Raw genomic sequence first — 16,481 nt, 5'->3', positions numbered from 1 at the left:
TTGCGCTTGGCGGCCCGTGGCTTTCCCTGTAGAAGGGCATGATCGTTCACCGCGCCTGGTTTGCTTATGGGTTTCGTTCGTTCATCGTTATTTGTGGCGACACTGGCCTTGCTGGCCACCGTGCAACCCTTATCCGCCGCCCCGCAGCATGCCTTGACCGTTTATGGTGAGGCGCCTCGCTACCCCGCCGACTTCAAGCACTTCGACTACGTCAACCCGGATGCGCCCAAAGGCGGCAGCATGCGCCGTTCTGCCCAGGAAATCGGCCAGTTCGACCACCTGATTCCGTATGTCGACAAAGGCATGGGCGTCGCGCAGATAGAAAAGCTGCTGTACTCGCCCCTGGCCGTGCGTTCGCTGGATGAACCCTGGACCGTGTACGGCCTGATCGCCCAACGAATGGAACGCGGTGCCGATGGCCTTTCGCTGCGTTTCTATCTCGACCCCGAGGCGCGGTTTGCCGACGGCACGCCGATCACTGCCAGCGATGTGAAATACACCTTCGAGCTGCTGATGAGCCAAGGCAAGCTGGAATACCGCACCCAGTTCGAAGCCGTAAAGAACGTAGAAATCGAATCCCCCACGCAGATTCGCTTCGACTTCAGCAGTGCCGAGAACCGTACCCTGCCGCTGGAGCTGGCGTCGCTGCCGGTGCTGCCCGAACACTGGTGGAAGAGCCGAGACTTTGCCGGCGGCGCAGGTTTCGAGATTCCACCAGGCAGTGGCCCGTACAAGATCGCCAGGGTCGATGCCGGGCGCAGCATCACTTTCGAGCGCGACCCCGACTGGTGGGGACGCGACAAGCCGGTCAGTCGCGGGCTGTACAACTTCGACACCTTTCGCATCGAATACTTCGGCGACACCGATGTGGCCCGCCAGGTGCTGCTGGGCGGCGGTTACGACTATAACCGTGAATATTCGGCCACCGGCTACACCATCCGCTACAACGGCCAGGCGCTGACCGATGGCCTGTTGCAAAAGGCGCACCTGGCCAAGGGCGCCGTGCAGAACTCCCAGGGATTTATCTTCAACCTCGACCGTCCGGTGTTTCAGGATCGCCGCGTGCGCCAGGCGCTGGCACTGCTCTGGGACTTCGAGTGGACCAACCGGCAGATGATGCGCAACATGTACATCCGCCAGAGCAGCTTCTTTTCCAACTCGCCGCTGGCCGCCACCGCACTGCCCTCGCCGCGCGAGCTGGAAATCCTCGAACCGCTGCGCGGCAAGGTCCCCGACGAAGTGTTTACCCAGGTCTTCCAGATGCCGAAGACCGACGGCACAGGTTTTATCCGCGACAAACAATTGCAGGCCCTGGCCTTGCTTAAAGAGGCCGGCTGGACACCTGACGGCGACAGGCTGGTCAATGCCCGTGGCGAGCCCTTGAGCTTTACCTTTCTCAATGCCCAGTCCGGCTTTGAGCGTCTGCTGTTACCGTTCAAACGCAATCTGGCGCAGATCGGTATCCAGTTCGATATCCGCCGCATTGATCCCGCGCAATACCTGAACCGGGTCATGGCCCGCGACTACGACATGATCGTCACCGGCTACACCGTCACCACGTCGCCGGGCATGGAGCTTTACAACAATTTTGGCTCGAAAGTGGCCCGCGATCCTGGCTCCAACAATGTCATGGTGCTCCAGGACCCGGCAGTCGATGCGTTGATCGACGGGCTGGTCAAGGCCGGCAGCCAGGCCGACATGGTCGACCATGCGCGCTGCCTGGACCGGGTGCTGCAATGGGGTTACTACTGGATCCCCAACTACTACCCGCCGGGCGCATCGACGGTGTGGTGGAACCGCTTTGGCATCCCCGCCGTGCAGGCGCGCAACAATGAGGCCATCGAGACCTGGTGGGAAATCAGCCCGACGGCTTTGAGCAACGAGGCGTTCACTGCGCGCCGTGGCGCTTCGGCTCTTCCCTGGGAGATGCAGTAAATGCTCGGCTATATCGTAAGGCGCCTGCTGCTGATCATCCCGACGCTGCTGTGCATCCTGCTGGTCAACTTTTTCATCGTTCAGGCGGCGCCCGGTGGCCCGGTCGAGCAAGCGATTGCGCGCCTGCAAGGCATTGGCGGTGCCAGTGTCGGCAGTGCCCCGGCGGAAAGCGCCAGCGCCGGCCAGTCGCGTATTTCGCGTGGCCTGGACCCCAAACTGATCAAGGAAATCGAGCGTCAGTACGGCTTCGACAAACCGCTGCACGAGCGGCTGTGGCTGATGCTCAGCAACTATGCGCGGCTGGATTTCGGCAACAGCTTCTTTCGCGGCGCCTCGGTCACCGAACTGATCGTACAAAAGCTGCCCGTGTCGCTGTCACTGGGCCTGTGGGCCACCTTGCTGACGTATCTGGTGTCTATCCCGCTGGGCATCCGCAAAGCCGTCAAGCACGGCAGCCACTTTGATGTCTGGAGCAGCACGGTGATCATTATCGGCTATGCGATGCCGGCCTTTCTGGTCGCCATGCTGCTGGTGGTGATGTTCTGCGGCGGCACGTCTTTGCACTGGTTTCCGGTGCGCGGGCTGGTGTCGGAGGACTTCGCACAACTGTCGCTGACCGGCAAGATCGCCGATTATTTCTGGCATCTGGTGCTGCCGGTCACCTCTCTGGTGATCGGCGGCTTTGCAGCCCTGACGCTGCTGACCAAGAACGCCTTCCTCAATGAAGTCACCCGCCAGTATGTGACCACTGCGCGAGCCAAAGGCATGACCGAGCGGCGCGTGCTGTACGGCCATGTGTTCCGTAATGCCATGCTGCTGGTGGTCGCCGGCATTCCACAGGCACTGATCAGCGTATTCTTTGCCGGCTCGTTGCTGATCGAAGTGATTTTCTCCCTCGACGGTATGGGCCGCCTGAGTTACGAAGCGGCGGTGTCGCGCGATTACCCGGTGGTGTTCGGTTCGCTGTTCATCTTTACCTTGTTCGGCCTGCTGATAAAGCTGGCCGGCGATGTCTGCTACACCCTGGTCGATCCACGCATCGACTTCAGCGCGAGGACTGCCTGATGGAGCGCCTGTCACCCGTGGCCCGGCGCCGCCTGGAGCGTTTTCGCAATCACCGCCGCGGCTGGTGGTCGCTGTGGCTGTTCTGCGCATTGTTTTTTTTGACCCTAGGCGGCGAATTGATCGCCAACGACAAACCGCTGGTGCTCAGCTACAAGCACTCACTGTATTTCCCGGTGTTCAAGCGCTATACCGAGCAGCAGTTCGGTGGCGAGTTGCCGTTCCAGCCCGATTATCGCAGTGACTATGTCCGCGACCTGATCGACAAGGGCGACGGCTGGATGCTGTTTCCACCCATTGCCTTCGGCGCCGACACGCCCAACTACGACCTCAAGGTGCCCGCGCCCAGCCCGCCGTCGGCGGAAAACTGGCTGGGCACCGACGACCAGGCTCGCGATGTGCTGTCACGGGTGATCTTCGGCACACGCGTCTCGATTCTGTTCGCCCTGGCGCTGACGTTCATCAGCGCCCTGATCGGCATCGCCGCCGGCGCGCTGCAAGGTTATTACGGCGGCTGGGTGGACCTGTTCGGCCAGCGCCTGCAAGAGGTCTGGTCCGGGTTGCCGGTGCTGTACCTGCTGATCATTCTGTCCGGCTTTGTCGAGCCCGACTTCTGGTGGCTGCTGGGCATCATGGCGCTGTTTTCCTGGCTGGCACTGGTGGATGTGGTGCGCGCCGAGTTCTTGCGCGGGCGCAAGCTGGAATACGTCAAGGCCGCCCGCGCGCTGGGGCTGAGCGACAGCAAGATGATCCTGCGCCATATCCTGCCCAACGCCATGAGCGCCACGCTGAGCTACCTGCCGTTCGTGCTGACCGGTGCCATCACGACCCTCACCGCCCTGGATTTTCTCGGCTTCGGCATGCCGGCCGGCAGCGCGTCGCTGGGCGAGCTGATTGCCCAGGGCAAGACCAACCTGCAAGCCCCGTGGCTGGGCCTGACCGCCTTTTGCGCCCTGGCGCTGATTCTCACCTTGCTGGTGTTTATCGGCGAAGCCCTGCGCGATGCATTCGACCCGAGAGCCTGATATGCCGGACAACCTGATCGAAATTCGCAACCTGAGCATTGCCTTCAAGGGTCAACAGGTGGTCCGCGACCTCAATCTGGACATCCGCGCCGGCGAATGCCTGGCGCTGGTCGGCGAGTCTGGTTCGGGCAAGTCAGTCACCGCCCATTCGATCCTGCAACTGCTGCCGCAGACCGGCACAACCAGCAGCGGCAGCATCACCTGGCGCGGCCAGCAACTGCTCGGCGCCGATGCCAAGACCCTGCGCCAGTTGCGCGGCAACCGCATCGCAATGATCTTTCAAGAGCCGATGACCTCGCTCAACCCGTTGCACACGGTTGCCAAACAGATTGGCGAAACCCTGTTGCTGCACCGCGGCATCGGTGGTCGCCAGGCCGAGCAGCGGATTCTGGAACTGCTGGAACTGGTCGGCATCCAGCAACCGCACAAGCGCCTCAAGGCCTACCCGCATGAACTGTCCGGCGGCCAGCGCCAGCGGGTGATGATCGCCATGGCCCTGGCGTGCGAGCCCGAACTGCTGATTGCCGACGAGCCCACCACCGCGCTGGATGTCACCGTGCAGCGCAAGATTCTGAAATTGCTCAAGGACCTGCAACAGCGCCTGAACATGTCGCTGCTGCTGATCAGTCACGACCTTAATCTGGTGCACAGCGTGGCCCAGCGGGTGTGCGTGATGCAGGCCGGGCAAATCGTCGAACACAGCGACTGCCAGAGCCTGTTCAAAAGCCCGCAACATCCTTACAGCCGCTTGTTGCTCGATGCCGAGCCCGCAGGCTTACCGGTGCCCCGCGCGCCCGGAGAAAAATTGCTGCAGGTCGATAATCTGCGGGTCTGGTTCTCGCTGACTGGCGGCCTGCTGCGCCGCCACAGTGAGTACCTCAAGGCGGTCGACGACATCAGCCTGAGCATCGAGCGCGGCAAGACCCTGGGTATCGTTGGTGAGTCCGGCTCGGGTAAATCAACGCTGGGCCAGGCGATCCTGCGCCTGCTGGACTCCACCGGCAGCATCCGTTTTCGCGACCAGCCGCTGGACGGCCTGAGCCCGCGACAAATGCGGCCTTGGCGCAAGGAAATGCAGGTGGTATTCCAGGACCCTTACGGCAGCCTGAGCCCGCGCATGTCGGTGGCGCAGATCATCGCCGAGGGCCTGGAAGTCCACAGTGATCTGGACGCCCGTCAATGCGACGAGCAAGTGATCAAGGCGCTGGAAGAAGTCGGCCTCGACCCGCAAAGCCGGCATCGCTACCCGCACGAGTTTTCCGGCGGGCAACGCCAGCGCATCGCGATTGCCCGGGCGCTGGTGCTCAAGCCCGCCTTCATTCTGCTCGACGAGCCGACCTCGGCACTCGATCGCACGGTCCAGAAGCAGGTGGTCAGCCTGTTGCGCCAGCTACAGGAAAAGCACGACCTGACCTATCTGTTCATCAGCCACGATCTCGCCGTGGTGCGCGCACTGGCGCATGACGTGATCGTGGTCAAGGACGGCAAGGTGGTCGAACACGGCAGCAGCGAGGCGGTGTTCGACGCCCCGCAACATCCCTACACCCGCGAGCTGCTGGCGGCGGCGCATCCGGGATTTAGCTGACAACCCGCCGGCAAGCCGGTTTCAGGATTGTACCGTCGGGTCCTTGTCGTCATCTTCGACCAGGCCCCATTGGGCCATGTCCGGGCTGTCGACCCCGACCGGCGCAGCAGGCGCCTCGGTCGGGCCGGCCACCACCGTGCCCTCGCCATGCAGCTTCAGACGCAAGCGCACATTGTTCTTCGAGTCGGCATGCTTGAGGGCTTCCTCTTCGCTGATCGCGCCCTCGACCGCCAGGTTGAACAGCGCCGTATCGAAGGTTTGCATGCCTAAGTTGCCGGACTTCTCCATGATGTCCTTGAGGCCGGTCAGCTCGTTACGCTGAATCAGGTCGCGGATGGTCGGCGTGCCCATCATCACCTCGACCGCCGCACGACGCTTGCCATCGGGAGTGCGCACCAGCCGCTGGGAAACGAACGCCTTGAGGTTGTTGCCCAGGTCGTGCAGCAACTGGGCGCGGCGTTCCTCAGGGAAGAAGTTGATGATCCGGTCCAGCGCCTGGTTGGCGTTGTTGGCGTGCAGCGTCGAGATCGCCAGGTGGCCGGTGTCGGCAAACGCCAGCGCATGCTCCATGGTTTCGCGGTCGCGGATCTCGCCGATCAGGATCACGTCCGGCGCCTGACGCAAGGTGTTCTTCAACGCTGCATGAAAACTGCGGGTATCAACACCCACTTCGCGTTGGTTGATGATCGATTTCTTGTGCCGGTGAATGAACTCCACCGGGTCTTCGATGGTGATGATATGGCCACTGGCATTGCGATTGCGGTAGTCGATCAACGCCGCCAGCGAGGTCGACTTGCCAGAGCCGGTAGCGCCCACGAACAGCACCAGGCCGTGCTTTTCCATGATCACATCGAGCAGGATCGGCGGCAGGTGCAGGTCTTCGAAGCGCGGGATATCCAGCTTGATATTGCGCGCCACGATCGAGACTTCGTTGCGCTGCATGAAAATGTTGATCCGGAAACGCCCGATCCCGGCCAGCGATACCGCCAGGTTCATCTCCAGCTCACGCTCGAAGACGCGCTGCTGTTCCGGGTCCATGATCGACTCGGCCACCTTGGCGACCTCGCCGGGCTTGAGGGTTTCAGTCCCCAGCGGCTTGAGCACGCCATTGAACTTGGCGCACGGCGGCGCGCCGGTGGACAGGTAAAGGTCCGATCCATCCTGAGTGGCCAGGGTCTTGAGTAACGCCGGAAAATCCATATTCGACACCGCACACAGAAGGTAAAAATGGCAAATGCATCATTATTGACTGTAGATGACTGGCATAATGTCAGCCTTTTGCGACAGGTAATATCGCGACATGAAAGCCCAAGCCCGCCATATTCTGGTCAAGACCGCCGAAGAAGCCGAGCGCCTCAAACAGCGCATCGCCAAGGGCGAAGCCTTCGACGAACTGGCCAAAAAACACTCGACCTGCCCATCCGGTAAACGCGGCGGCGACCTGGGTGAAGTGCGTCCTGGCCAGATGGTAGCGGTCATCGACCAGGTCATCTTCAAGAAACCGCTACGCACCGTGCACGGGCCAGTCAAAAGCAAGTTTGGCTACCACTTGGTCCAGGTGTTCTATCGCGATTAAGGCTGACGGATCAAAGATCTGATCAAAGACAGGTGGCGACGGAAGCGCTTCTCAGCTTGAGCTGGTTGCCGCCATTGGGGGCATAAAAACGGACTTCGCTGCCGCCGCCCTGACGCAGGACATCGACAAAGTACTGCGACTGAGTGGTAAACACCGTGAAGCCGCCGTCGTCGAGCCGATCAAGAAACACGTCGGCGGTGTCGCCAAACAGTTTCGTGTCTTGCCACGACACCTGGACGCACTGGGCAACTTCGGCGCTGGTTTTCTGGCTGGCCAGTGTCTTGACCGGTCCGCCGGAGCGAGCCGAATTCGAAGGTGCCGCACAACCGGCCATCAATGCTGCGGCCATGAGCACAATTGCAATTTTCATGACGGGCCCTTTTCCCTGAAAAGGGCCGAGTCTACCACTGCCACGCACTTTCAGCCTTCAGCCAATTGCTCTTTGAACTCTTTCAAGTATTTGCCGGCCAGCGCATCTTTCTGCCGATCGTCGAGCAACTTGCCGGCGCTCTGGAAGAACTTCTGCTCTTCTTCCTTCAAATGGTGATGCACCTTGTGGCTGAGCTTCTTCGCCGTCACCAGCCAGCTTGGGCTGGACATGTCAGTGGCATCGAGTTCTTCCATCAACTCGTCCATTTCATGGTGTTCGGCAATCGCGTGACGGCTCAGGTCGACACCGTTGTCGTGTTCCATCAAAGGAATGTAGAAATGCCGCTCTTCAGCCGTTTCATGGGCGTGCAGTTCTTCCTTGAGCAAGCGATAGGCTTCGGCGCGCTCTTCGCTGGCACCGTGGGTCTGTATCAGGGCGTCAGCGTAGTGGCGTTGACGATCATGGCTTTCACGCAGGGCTTCAAAAATATTCACGGTAATTCTCCCGATGGTCAGGCTTGGCCGACAGCGGCTCTGAAAACCTAGACCTTGCACTGCCACGGCCAGTTCCAAAGATCTGCTGTTGCGTTAGACTCCGGCACCTTGAGGACGGCCTCACCCATGACGGGACAAAAAACCGGGACGGCCCGGTCCTTGATTTTGATAAGGAGAGCCGCCGATGGCTTGGGTGTATTTGATGTTTGCAGGCGTACTGGAAGTCGTCTGGGCATTCGCCATGAAACAGTCCGAGGGCTTCAGCCGCCCCACCCCGACGATCATTACATTGGTCGCCATGATCGCCAGCTTTGCACTGCTGTCGATTGCGATGAAAACCTTGCCGCTGGGCACCGCCTATACGATCTGGACCGGCATTGGGGCGGTCGGGGCCTTTGTGGTTGGTGTCAGCGTACTGGGCGAGCCGCTCACGCTGATGCGGGTGCTGGCCGCCGTCCTGATCGTCAGCGGTCTGGTACTGATGAAAATCGCGTCCTGATCCTTTTATTGACCGTTCGGCGCAAGAGCGGAAATAAAAAATGAATTCCTTCGTCAGCTCGCTACTCCAGTTCTATGTACAGCGAACCATCTGACGAGGTAACAGCAATGACTATCGAAGCAGAGACCCTTGTGCAACTGACTGAAGCCCTGAAAAAACGCGGGCTGAAACGGATAGCGGATATTAACTTTATTCGCGCACCGTACCGGCACGATCACCGCTGGATTTGCAGTGTAGAGTGATGTGTCTTTGCAGATGCCTGGCCAGACGGCCAGGCATCTGCTCCTTTTACAGGCGTGCCAACAGTTTCACTGATTAAATGGCGCCAGAAACAAGTCACGCATTCAAACTATTGAACTTTTTATTGCTCACCTTGCACAACGTTCATTGCGCAATGATATAAATGGCGCACGTTTTAAAAAATCAATAATCAAGGCATCGCGTCATGCTGGAAACCCTGCACAACATCAAAAGTGACCTTGAAATAACCGCGGCGCATCTGGAAAACCTGTCGCTGACCATCAGCGGTCACCTGACGTTTCTCAATCAGCGCGGCGGCCATGTCGATGGCGTCGACGTCCAGAGCCATATCGCCTCGATCAACTCTTCAGTGCAGACCTTGCGCACCGTCGCTTCAAGGATTGACGAGGCGTGACAACGACTAACCTGCACCGGCGGGGATGCCATCCTTGTTAAAGTCTTTCAGGCGCTCTTTTTCTTGCTCGGTCGAGTGAGCGGGAATGTCGTCTTCTTTGTCCTGATCCTGTTTCTTGTCTTCGGTCATGATGATGCCCCTTTTGAGTACTTGAACAGATTGGGCAGCACCGCAAAGCGTCGGTTCAGAGCAATCGTCAGGCGGTAAATCTGTCTATAGCTTCTTGCCAAGATAATAAAAGGTAAGAAACTGCACAGCCATCCAGCCGAGAAACAGCCAGGTTCGGGTTTCATGATCGATACCAGGTATCTCATAGGTCACCCAGGCCCCGAGCATGATCAAGCCCAGATGCATGAACAACGCAACCATCGTCCAGAAAAACATCCAGAACACATGTACGACTTCGTCTTTAATGGACACCTTCAGTCACGCCTCCCTACTGAAAATAATTCGATCAGTACCAGCAAAAAGGTAACGAGAGCGTGTCGGCGACAAACGTAAAAGGGACATCGATGACACCCAGCGGCCCTACACTTTTAATAAAGACAGGTTCGTGTTTCATGCCGCCATAACAGGAGTAAGGCGTGAACGGGGTGGACACCGCACCCGCCCAGGCGCATCCGGTTAGCGGTAATAGAAGAGCCAGCAAAACAAGTGTGCGCAACATGCAGTGTCCTTACTGATAGCGGTATATGAATGATCGCAAGAGAAGACAGTACATCTCATGTGCATCTTGAAACGAACACGCTTCAAGGCTTGATGCGACCATCAGACGATGAATATTGTTCCCTTCGACCCACCATCGCTGATGGTCATTCGCTCACCTCAATTGTCGTCACTCGGCACCAGCCCCAACAGCGCCCGCAACCGCCACAGGCGATCGTTCAACCAGCCTTCGACAGGGCTGCTCACCGGCCTCAAGGAAAGATCGAAGACCATCATGCGGCTGACGCCGTCCGACGCCCACTCTGTGGTATTGCCCGAAATCGCTCCACCATAGAGCTGCAACATGGACAGGCTGGACACACCACGGATTAAAGATGACCGGTCTCGAACGACGATCCAGCCGGGAGCGTCGCTGCCGCTGCCTGGCATCGCGAACCACATGGGTCGGGGGCATACAGTGAGCTTCCACTGCCCGTCCGGGCTGGTTTCGGTCAGATAAGGATGGTCGTCGCACGCGAGCCTGCGCTCCGGAACCAGGGCGAGCGCGAGCAGGAACGCCGTCAGAAACAGGGCAACAACCCTCCAGCGAGAGGTTTTCATTGGTTCATTCCGGGCGCCGGCTCCTTTCTGAGGACTGTCTTCGAGAAGCGATCAAATCCTCGCACCTGTCTGATAGCTGTGGATGGATGGTCGCAAGATGGGCCAGCACCCGGTACATCTCATGCGCATCTGGAAACGGATAAACTTCAAGGTTTAATGCAACCATAAGCTTACGAATATCGCTCCCTTCGACCAGCCATCGATCGGCAGTGCGGACTATTGCCGCGCCATTATCCTCTGTCTGCCATGCCAGGAAATCGAAGAGTCTGGCGATACGCTGAAATCCCGTCGATGACGGGATTTCCTGAATCAAGCGCTCAGCCAAGTCCGTCTCCCCAAACTCAGTGACAATGTCTGCAACCGCGTCAAACGCATGATCGTATTGCGCTTGAGCGGACTCCGACTCAATCAATGCTAGAGCATGCTCAACGATTGGATGCATGAAGCCGCCTACAACGTTTTGCTAAAAATAGAGCCCTGCCGAACGCAGCCTTTCTCTACTTCAGCTGTTTTTTGGTTTCCCTGGTAATTTCCTGAAGGCCGGCTTCTGTGATCTTCTTCCAGTCGCTCTCAGTGACCGCTTGCATACGCTCGTTTATGTGCGCTACGACCTTAAGATCAGGGGATCCGGGGCTCTCAATTCTCAGTTGGGATTTGTTATTTACAGCCACCGACCAGAAGCCCGGAGAAAACCAGGACCAGAACTCAATAACATGCACATTGACTGCAATGGCATCGAGTGTACTTCTGTCCGTGACGACCTCATAACCGGCCTCTCTGTAGGCATTGGAAACGGCCTCTCCAGCCAGTTGAGAGACGGTACGTCCGGACGGCAAAACCACATCGCCAAAAGCCTTTCCAAAGCCTCCGCGCTTACGACCAATAGCACGCTCAGTCACTGATCTGTCATTGATCTCGTCATCCTTCAGAGAGGGAATATCAGCGCTGCGCGGATTAATCTCAAAGATTCGCTCGTCCGTAGCGCGTACCAACACTTTCTTGCCATTACTTGCAACAGTCACTTGATCAGGGCTGGCGTGAACTGCATTCACGTCCACCTCTGATCGGCCAGTTGCACAACCGGCCAGCACCCCCAACAACAATATCCCTACCGCTATCCGATAACCTGTCACGCACCATCTCCTTATTGCCTTCATTGGCCTGATCCACTAAAGATCAGGCCAATCTTACCGAAAATCTGAATCTTTGCTGATGGCTTCTCAACAAGGGACAGATGCCTGCACAGGCGCGACCAATTGCCACGCCCTCTCAACGCGCCCCAGTGTTCGCAAGCCTGTAGACCTCTTGAGATTGCCGCCCGGCAAAGGCGGGATGTGGATTCAGCAGTCAGGTGTTACAATCCGCGCCCTCAAACCTGTGCTCGAAGCCCTCGGTATTCAAAAGCGCCGTCGATAGGACACGCGCCCTGCCTACGCAACCCTATGCCTGATGTCCGGGATGAACCCTGCGTTCATTGCTGGCCAGCTGGGTCATAGCGTCGAGCGGCTGCTTTCCACTTATGAAAACGGATCAGCTCACCCTCTGAATGGAGGGCGCTGGATAAGCTGGCAGCTCGCCTGTGACTGGCCCGAATGTGGGTAAGCCTGGCAATGACACAGCAATACAACCCTGAAAACCTGACAGGACAAGCAATTGATCTCCACAGCTAACATCACCATGCGATTAAAAGCGCGGTTTTGTGCGGCCTGTAGTGCTGTATTTGCTAGGGTTTCAGACGCCTGACACCGCTGCATAACGCATACTGTGGCCCACAGATTGGCCCACCACCTCCTCCCCTGGGCGTCCTGCCGAAACAAATCCCCATACCCAAGCGCCACGCAGAATCACAGCGCCATTACCCATTCGGCGGCATAAGGTAATTTCGTCGGCTTTCACTTGTTTTGCAGATTCGGCAAGCGCTGACTAAATCCCGTAGAGGTGGTTAAGGGTCAACCGCCCGAAAAAATAAGGAATGCATCATGATCAATCCTCCAGACATGATTTACAGCAATACCCTCATAGCGATATTCAGCGCAGCGTACGAGCTTGGCTTTGACCCTCACGCCCTGGCAGTACAAGCCAAGGTGGACGTGGGTAAATTGCTGGACCTGCGTCCTAACTGCGCGACTCAGGATGCAGAGCAATCCATCAACGAAGCTCTTTTCGTAGCCAGACTGATAAAGGAGCACCGATTAGCTATGTGAACTATTCAAATGAGGGGCGTTTGCCTGGATGTCTATGGACCAGCATCGAGTCAACAAAGCCGAATGCTATAGCAGTCATTGCTTTAGACGCATCATCGCTATCGGCAAATAACTCCTCTCCCCTTACAGAAAATGCTAGAGCTGAATCGTTTAAACTAAAAATTCTCAAATCAGTGATTACGCCTCTTGGATGTTGCACCAAGCGAACTTCTATACGGTAGTTCCGGTAGCTCGTGGTGAAAGATGGCTTATCCCTAAACATTGGACAGCTCCTACAGAAGAAATCAGAGTGTCAAGATTTAGACCAATCCTTTAGGAATATCCATAAAGCATTATAACGACTCAGCAAAAAAGCTAATTATTTGGCGTGCAGGCACAACGCCGCCTTTTCCTGCTGCTAATCGAGGACTTTTTTTCAGATCCTGCCGATTAGCAGTCAATTCATGCCAAAACTATAAAAATTCTGGCTGCTTAAAAAGCAGTGAAGATCACCTCGCCTCTATCCGTTTTGCCTATTCCATTTTTAAACCTGCCTAAATACTGTTCATGCATCGAGTACACTCGCCCCTCCACTACCCTCATAACGATGGCCCTATCACTCCAAATGAGGCCTTCCGTATCCAAACGACCTATTTTATAGCCATTCAATCCATAAACTTCACAGTGCGTCAGCGTGACTTCCATTGAATCTCCGAAATAGTACAAATTGGCATGTACTACAGAGCCAGCTCCAAAAATCCGCCAAAAATCTTGATATGATCATAGGCGCAGTACACGTCGATCAACTGTCGCTGATTGGAAACACCCAAAACCCAGCATCAGATGCGAACACACCTACCTTCGCACAACTGACCAATGGTATGCATGAATATTACAACCGCTTATTCAGGTACTACTCCCTGCCAGCGGCTGACATGCTCAAGAGACGCCATCACTGCCAGGGATCGCCACATGTGCTGCCAAGGCGATCTGCCTCAACGTGGCGGCATCAGCCATAGCAAGCATCGCCCTACCATCCTTGAAGAGAACCAGAAACGTCACCTCAGCCGTTTCTTCGCCCAAAGGCTCATGAGAGTCGAAGGTATATTTATCTGGGAAGATCATCGAGCTAGCGTCCTCGCTGACTACAAAAATCCTCAGTATTTTTTCTACGCCCAAGCAGACTCCGGGCCACGGATGAAGCTCAGTTTCAATATCAATGTAACCATTATGAAACACCCCGCGACCGCATAGAAAGTCGCCAGCTAAGACATCGATCTCTGACATGTAATACTTATTCCTTCCCATGACATCATGCGATAGTCTGCTTGTACTCATTTGCCGTCAATCTAATAGCGGTAGATTGTCAATTGAAATTGATCAGTGGATGAAGGCAGAATGATATTAAACACCAAATAAATCTATTTGCTTTTTACCTGAACCCAAGCTAAACATCTTTATTTACATTAAAACCCGCGTCTCCAGGAATCACAAAATGGACACTCATGACTCCTACTGCGCTTCAGAATTCATCGAGCTTCTCCTCAATCTAATTTCCAGCGACAGAGGAGAGATTGCTATGGCAACTACCTACCTACTACAGGCGGCAACTGAAACAGATCCCTTACGAAAAACTGCTCTGAACCGCATAGCACGAAAGAAAGCTAGGCATATTGATGTTTTGGGAGTGATGCTTGTCAGCGTCTACCGGCACCCTAAAAAGAGCCTGGAGCAGCTACATACAGAGCTTCTGCTTGAAGTGCTTGCAGATCATGGGCTTTCTACCACCCCTCTCAAGACTCTAGTTAAAAGGTTGGAATCACCTCGGACCAGCCGAAAGACTTCTAGCAGTTTTAGCAGCATCCCAAGAAAATTTCTGATCTCTAATATCGCGGCCGAAGATTACCAGATAGCTATTTACAGTCGAATGCTTCAGCTCACCCCTAATCCAATATTCCTTTACGCCTTAAAGATTGCTAGAAGCCAACTAATCCGCTATAGAAAAGAGCTTATAGACATGCTTGAACATGCCTAGCTGCCTACCCCCTGATGACTTCAATTGCATTTCACAGTCCAGAGCTGATCAATTCGGGTTGTGTAGCTCTGGCTCATCATCTCGCGCTTCATTGCCCAATCCGGGTTTGCTGGAACAGCGGCTGATCGCACAGTCCCCCTACCCCATCGACCATTGATTTCATCCATGACGCTCATGATTCGATCGGTAACAGCGGACTGCCTAGCGGCAAACAGATCAGCGGTGAATTCGCCTGGCTGCCTCAAGTCCAGCAGCAGCACCTCGGCCTTGCTGTAGCGGTAACCTTCCCGAAAGATCCTCTCTACAGCCTCTGTGCCGGCACGGGTCAGCAGCAGCGTATCGTTTGTGGGGTATGGCAGTTCGACCAGTGCGCCCTGTGCATACTTCGCCTCATCGGGATTGAACATGCCTGTGCGGATGCTGACGCGCATTTTCTTGCACACAGAGCCTTGTGCACGGAGCTTTTCTGCTGCGCGCTGCACGTATGTCGCGACTGCTTCTTTTATAGGCTCGATTTCTGTCAGTCGGGTGCCGAACATCCGACTGCTGCAGATCTCTTGTTTCGGGGGATCTTCATCACCGAGTTCCAGGCAGGCAGTGCCTGCCAGTTCGCGCGCGGTCTTCTCGATCACGACGCTGAACTTTGCGCGCAGCGTAACCGGATCGGCCCGCGCCAAGTCCATTGCGGTTTTGATACCCATACCTTCGAAGTGCGCAGCCATCTTCCGACCCACACCCCATACCTCTTTCACCTCAGTGTTGCGCAACACCCAGTCTCGCTTGAACTTGTCGCAGAGGTCGACGACGCCGCCAGTGTGCACCTGCAACCTTTTTGCAGTGTGGTTTGCAAGCTTAGCCAGAGTTTTCGTGGGGCCAATGCCCACGCCCACAGGAATGCGCGTACATTTCAATATCCTAGCGCGCAGCTCTCTCCCAAACTGTGTGCGGTCAGGGATCCCAGTCAAATCAGCGAACGCCTCGTCGATGCTGAACACCTCCAGCGCCGGCACCTGGCTCTCGATGATCATCATCACCCGCTCACTCATATCGCCATATAGCGCGTAGTTGCTTGAGAATGCAGCGATTCCGTGCCGGCGAAGCTTGTCTTTGATCTGGAAGTACGGCTCCCCCATCTTCACGAACGGCTTTGCGTCGTAGCTGCGAGCTATCACGCAGCCATCGTTATTGCTGAGCACCACGATCGGGGTCTTTGCGAGGTCAGGCCTGAATGCCCGCTCGCAGCTCGCATAGAACGAATTACAGTCGATGAGCGCAAAAGTCTGATCAGGCTTTGTCATGGTCGCGGACGCTGTACTTCACTACGCCCAGAATCTGCAGTTCATCGCCTTCGAGTATGTGGCGGGCTGGATATTTAGGATTTTCAGAGTTGAGAATTACTGTGCCGTTGCGGGAATAAAGTCGTTTGCATACAGGCTCAGCGTTCAGGCAGGCAATCACGATGTCATCGTGCTCGGCTTCCAAGCCGCAATTGACGATCACCAGATCGCCGGAATGGATACCAGCACCTTGCATGCTGTCGCCAGACACTTGGGCAAGGTACACATGCGGGGCCCGGATATCGAAAAGCTCATCCAGGCTGATGTGCCGTTCGATGTGATCGGCGGCAGGCGAAGGGAAGCCCGCAGGGACGTGGAAGGAATACAATGGAATCTTGACGCCGCCAGGGGCTATTTGCCCCAAAAATTTGACGCTCATCGTGCGAGCCTGCGATATGTTGTGTGAATGGGAAATGTAACTGTATGCATATACAGTTAACTATCACATCGCTAGCAGGT

23 protein-coding genes are annotated in these 16,481 nt (G+C 56.3%); 10 read left to right on the top strand and 13 right to left on the bottom strand.

Features of this window, described 5'->3' with window-relative positions; genetic code table 11:
- Positions 1–66: 66 nt before the first annotated feature.
- From ACYAS9_RS31525 to ACYAS9_RS31510, 4 genes are read left to right on the top strand one after another with little or no spacing between them, the layout of a single operon-like run.
- Positions 67–1,935: an extracellular solute-binding protein gene (locus tag ACYAS9_RS31525; RefSeq protein ID WP_463572427.1), complete on the top strand. Its 1,869-nt coding sequence runs from the start codon at positions 67–69 to the stop codon at positions 1,933–1,935.
- On the top strand, positions 1,936–3,000 hold the full coding sequence (locus ACYAS9_RS31520) for a microcin C ABC transporter permease YejB (protein ID WP_463572426.1): 1,065 nt from the start codon (positions 1,936–1,938) through the stop codon (positions 2,998–3,000).
- Complete coding sequence (locus ACYAS9_RS31515) at positions 3,000–4,022, top strand: ABC transporter permease (RefSeq protein ID WP_463572425.1); 1,023 nt, start codon at positions 3,000–3,002, stop codon at positions 4,020–4,022. The genes ACYAS9_RS31520 and ACYAS9_RS31515 overlap by 1 nt, the downstream gene beginning before the upstream one ends.
- Before the next feature lies 1 nt (position 4,023).
- Positions 4,024–5,607 carry an ABC transporter ATP-binding protein gene (locus tag ACYAS9_RS31510; RefSeq protein WP_463572424.1) on the top strand — a complete coding sequence of 528 codons (1,584 nt, stop codon included), beginning with the start codon at positions 4,024–4,026 and terminating at the stop codon, positions 5,605–5,607.
- 21 nt (positions 5,608–5,628) lie between these two features.
- On the opposite strand, the gene ACYAS9_RS31505 is transcribed toward ACYAS9_RS31510, so the two are convergent.
- Positions 5,629–6,807, bottom strand: a complete 1,179-nt coding sequence (locus ACYAS9_RS31505; protein WP_463572423.1) for a PilT/PilU family type 4a pilus ATPase — start codon at positions 6,805–6,807, stop codon at positions 5,629–5,631.
- A 100-nt stretch (positions 6,808–6,907) separates the two neighbouring features.
- On the opposite strand from ACYAS9_RS31505, the gene ACYAS9_RS31500 reads away from it, so the two are divergent.
- The gene (locus ACYAS9_RS31500) at positions 6,908–7,183 is read left to right on the top strand and encodes a peptidylprolyl isomerase (RefSeq protein WP_463572422.1); all 276 of its coding nucleotides are present in this window, start codon (positions 6,908–6,910) and stop codon (positions 7,181–7,183) included.
- Positions 7,184–7,205: 22 nt separating this feature from the next.
- On the opposite strand, the gene ACYAS9_RS31495 is transcribed toward ACYAS9_RS31500, so the two are convergent.
- Positions 7,206–7,553 carry a 2-oxoacid ferredoxin oxidoreductase gene (locus tag ACYAS9_RS31495; protein WP_463572421.1) on the bottom strand — a complete coding sequence of 116 codons (348 nt, stop codon included), beginning with the start codon at positions 7,551–7,553 and terminating at the stop codon, positions 7,206–7,208.
- Positions 7,554–7,603: 50 nt separating this feature from the next.
- Entirely contained in the window at positions 7,604–8,047 is a 444-nt protein-coding gene (locus ACYAS9_RS31490; RefSeq protein WP_463572420.1) for a hemerythrin domain-containing protein, read from the bottom strand.
- A 184-nt stretch (positions 8,048–8,231) separates the two neighbouring features.
- Between ACYAS9_RS31490 and ACYAS9_RS31485 the strand changes: the two genes are divergently transcribed.
- The 3 genes from ACYAS9_RS31485 (at position 8,232) to ACYAS9_RS31475 (ending at position 9,201) form a co-directional block, all read left to right on the top strand.
- Positions 8,232–8,546, top strand: coding sequence for a DMT family transporter (locus tag ACYAS9_RS31485; RefSeq protein ID WP_463572419.1), 315 nt, complete (start codon positions 8,232–8,234; stop codon positions 8,544–8,546).
- 107 nt (positions 8,547–8,653) lie between these two features.
- Positions 8,654–8,788: a hypothetical protein gene (locus ACYAS9_RS31480; RefSeq protein WP_463572418.1), complete on the top strand. Its 135-nt coding sequence runs from the start codon at positions 8,654–8,656 to the stop codon at positions 8,786–8,788.
- 203 nt (positions 8,789–8,991) lie between these two features.
- On the top strand, positions 8,992–9,201 hold the full coding sequence (locus ACYAS9_RS31475; protein ID WP_463572417.1) for a hypothetical protein: 210 nt from the start codon (positions 8,992–8,994) through the stop codon (positions 9,199–9,201).
- A gap of 6 nt (positions 9,202–9,207) precedes the next feature.
- Here the strand turns inward: ACYAS9_RS31475 and ACYAS9_RS31470 are convergent, their stop codons facing one another.
- From ACYAS9_RS31470 to ACYAS9_RS31445, 6 genes are all read right to left on the bottom strand, one after another.
- A complete protein-coding gene (locus ACYAS9_RS31470) occupies positions 9,208–9,330 on the bottom strand; it encodes a hypothetical protein (RefSeq protein WP_463572416.1) in 123 nt (40 codons plus the stop codon).
- An 84-nt stretch (positions 9,331–9,414) separates the two neighbouring features.
- Entirely contained in the window at positions 9,415–9,621 is a 207-nt protein-coding gene (locus ACYAS9_RS31465) for a hypothetical protein (RefSeq protein WP_463572415.1), read from the bottom strand.
- 34 nt (positions 9,622–9,655) lie between these two features.
- Positions 9,656–9,868 (bottom strand): YceK/YidQ family lipoprotein, encoded by a 213-nt coding sequence (locus ACYAS9_RS31460; RefSeq protein ID WP_463572414.1) that lies wholly within the window; start codon positions 9,866–9,868, stop codon positions 9,656–9,658.
- Between the two features lie 158 nt (positions 9,869–10,026).
- A complete protein-coding gene (locus ACYAS9_RS31455; protein ID WP_463572413.1) occupies positions 10,027–10,467 on the bottom strand; it encodes a hypothetical protein in 441 nt (146 codons plus the stop codon).
- A 4-nt stretch (positions 10,468–10,471) separates the two neighbouring features.
- Positions 10,472–10,909, bottom strand: a complete 438-nt coding sequence (locus ACYAS9_RS31450; protein WP_463572412.1) for a hypothetical protein — start codon at positions 10,907–10,909, stop codon at positions 10,472–10,474.
- A 55-nt stretch (positions 10,910–10,964) separates the two neighbouring features.
- Positions 10,965–11,600 carry a YajG family lipoprotein gene (locus tag ACYAS9_RS31445; RefSeq protein ID WP_463572411.1) on the bottom strand — a complete coding sequence of 212 codons (636 nt, stop codon included), beginning with the start codon at positions 11,598–11,600 and terminating at the stop codon, positions 10,965–10,967.
- 846 nt (positions 11,601–12,446) lie between these two features.
- On the opposite strand from ACYAS9_RS31445, the gene ACYAS9_RS31440 reads away from it, so the two are divergent.
- On the top strand, positions 12,447–12,671 hold the full coding sequence (locus tag ACYAS9_RS31440) for a hypothetical protein (protein ID WP_463572410.1): 225 nt from the start codon (positions 12,447–12,449) through the stop codon (positions 12,669–12,671).
- A 471-nt stretch (positions 12,672–13,142) separates the two neighbouring features.
- Here the strand turns inward: ACYAS9_RS31440 and ACYAS9_RS31435 are convergent, their stop codons facing one another.
- Entirely contained in the window at positions 13,143–13,355 is a 213-nt protein-coding gene (locus ACYAS9_RS31435) for a hypothetical protein (protein WP_463572409.1), read from the bottom strand.
- Positions 13,356–13,589: 234 nt separating this feature from the next.
- Positions 13,590–13,937, bottom strand: a complete 348-nt coding sequence (locus tag ACYAS9_RS31430) for a hypothetical protein (protein WP_463572408.1) — start codon at positions 13,935–13,937, stop codon at positions 13,590–13,592.
- A 208-nt stretch (positions 13,938–14,145) separates the two neighbouring features.
- On the opposite strand from ACYAS9_RS31430, the gene ACYAS9_RS31425 reads away from it, so the two are divergent.
- Positions 14,146–14,685, top strand: coding sequence for a hypothetical protein (locus ACYAS9_RS31425; RefSeq protein WP_463572407.1), 540 nt, complete (start codon positions 14,146–14,148; stop codon positions 14,683–14,685).
- Positions 14,686–14,705: 20 nt separating this feature from the next.
- On the opposite strand, the gene ACYAS9_RS31420 is transcribed toward ACYAS9_RS31425, so the two are convergent.
- Together ACYAS9_RS31420 and ACYAS9_RS31415 are read right to left on the bottom strand one after the other, a co-directional pair.
- Entirely contained in the window at positions 14,706–15,983 is a 1,278-nt protein-coding gene (locus ACYAS9_RS31420) for a Y-family DNA polymerase (RefSeq protein ID WP_463572406.1), read from the bottom strand.
- Entirely contained in the window at positions 15,970–16,401 is a 432-nt protein-coding gene (locus tag ACYAS9_RS31415; protein ID WP_463572405.1) for a LexA family protein, read from the bottom strand. Before ACYAS9_RS31415 ends, ACYAS9_RS31420 begins: the two co-directional genes overlap by 14 nt.
- Positions 16,402–16,481: the final 80 nt, after the last annotated feature.

This window comes from Pseudomonas sp. HP_08 (genome assembly GCF_055284095.1).
The sequence above is the reverse complement of the archived record's forward strand: the minus strand, read 5'-3'. Positions and strand labels throughout refer to the sequence as shown.

What these genes read in the sequence shown, in the direction of transcription:
- ACYAS9_RS31475 (WP_463572417.1), top strand. Translation starts at nt 8,992, where the DNA reads ATGCTGGAAACCCTGCACAACATCAAAAGTGACCTTGAAATAACCGCG.
- ACYAS9_RS31425 (WP_463572407.1), top strand. Translation starts at nt 14,146, where the DNA reads ATGGACACTCATGACTCCTACTGCGCTTCAGAATTCATCGAGCTTCTC.
- ACYAS9_RS31415 (WP_463572405.1), bottom strand. Translation starts at nt 16,401, where the DNA reads ATGAGCGTCAAATTTTTGGGGCAAATAGCCCCTGGCGGCGTCAAGATT.
- ACYAS9_RS31450 (WP_463572412.1), bottom strand. Translation starts at nt 10,909, where the DNA reads ATGCATCCAATCGTTGAGCATGCTCTAGCATTGATTGAGTCGGAGTCC.
- ACYAS9_RS31440 (WP_463572410.1), top strand. Translation starts at nt 12,447, where the DNA reads ATGATCAATCCTCCAGACATGATTTACAGCAATACCCTCATAGCGATA.
- ACYAS9_RS31480 (WP_463572418.1), top strand. Translation starts at nt 8,654, where the DNA reads ATGACTATCGAAGCAGAGACCCTTGTGCAACTGACTGAAGCCCTGAAA.
- ACYAS9_RS31525 (WP_463572427.1), top strand. Translation starts at nt 67, where the DNA reads ATGGGTTTCGTTCGTTCATCGTTATTTGTGGCGACACTGGCCTTGCTG.
- ACYAS9_RS31495 (WP_463572421.1), bottom strand. Translation starts at nt 7,553, where the DNA reads ATGAAAATTGCAATTGTGCTCATGGCCGCAGCATTGATGGCCGGTTGT.
- ACYAS9_RS31435 (WP_463572409.1), bottom strand. Translation starts at nt 13,355, where the DNA reads ATGGAAGTCACGCTGACGCACTGTGAAGTTTATGGATTGAATGGCTAT.
- ACYAS9_RS31420 (WP_463572406.1), bottom strand. Translation starts at nt 15,983, where the DNA reads ATGACAAAGCCTGATCAGACTTTTGCGCTCATCGACTGTAATTCGTTC.
- ACYAS9_RS31500 (WP_463572422.1), top strand. Translation starts at nt 6,908, where the DNA reads ATGAAAGCCCAAGCCCGCCATATTCTGGTCAAGACCGCCGAAGAAGCC.
- ACYAS9_RS31510 (WP_463572424.1), top strand. Translation starts at nt 4,024, where the DNA reads ATGCCGGACAACCTGATCGAAATTCGCAACCTGAGCATTGCCTTCAAG.
- ACYAS9_RS31485 (WP_463572419.1), top strand. Translation starts at nt 8,232, where the DNA reads ATGGCTTGGGTGTATTTGATGTTTGCAGGCGTACTGGAAGTCGTCTGG.
- ACYAS9_RS31455 (WP_463572413.1), bottom strand. Translation starts at nt 10,467, where the DNA reads ATGAAAACCTCTCGCTGGAGGGTTGTTGCCCTGTTTCTGACGGCGTTC.
- ACYAS9_RS31430 (WP_463572408.1), bottom strand. Translation starts at nt 13,937, where the DNA reads ATGTCAGAGATCGATGTCTTAGCTGGCGACTTTCTATGCGGTCGCGGG.
- ACYAS9_RS31515 (WP_463572425.1), top strand. Translation starts at nt 3,000, where the DNA reads ATGGAGCGCCTGTCACCCGTGGCCCGGCGCCGCCTGGAGCGTTTTCGC.
- ACYAS9_RS31470 (WP_463572416.1), bottom strand. Translation starts at nt 9,330, where the DNA reads ATGACCGAAGACAAGAAACAGGATCAGGACAAAGAAGACGACATTCCC.
- ACYAS9_RS31520 (WP_463572426.1), top strand. Translation starts at nt 1,936, where the DNA reads ATGCTCGGCTATATCGTAAGGCGCCTGCTGCTGATCATCCCGACGCTG.
- ACYAS9_RS31460 (WP_463572414.1), bottom strand. Translation starts at nt 9,868, where the DNA reads ATGTTGCGCACACTTGTTTTGCTGGCTCTTCTATTACCGCTAACCGGA.
- ACYAS9_RS31505 (WP_463572423.1), bottom strand. Translation starts at nt 6,807, where the DNA reads ATGGATTTTCCGGCGTTACTCAAGACCCTGGCCACTCAGGATGGATCG.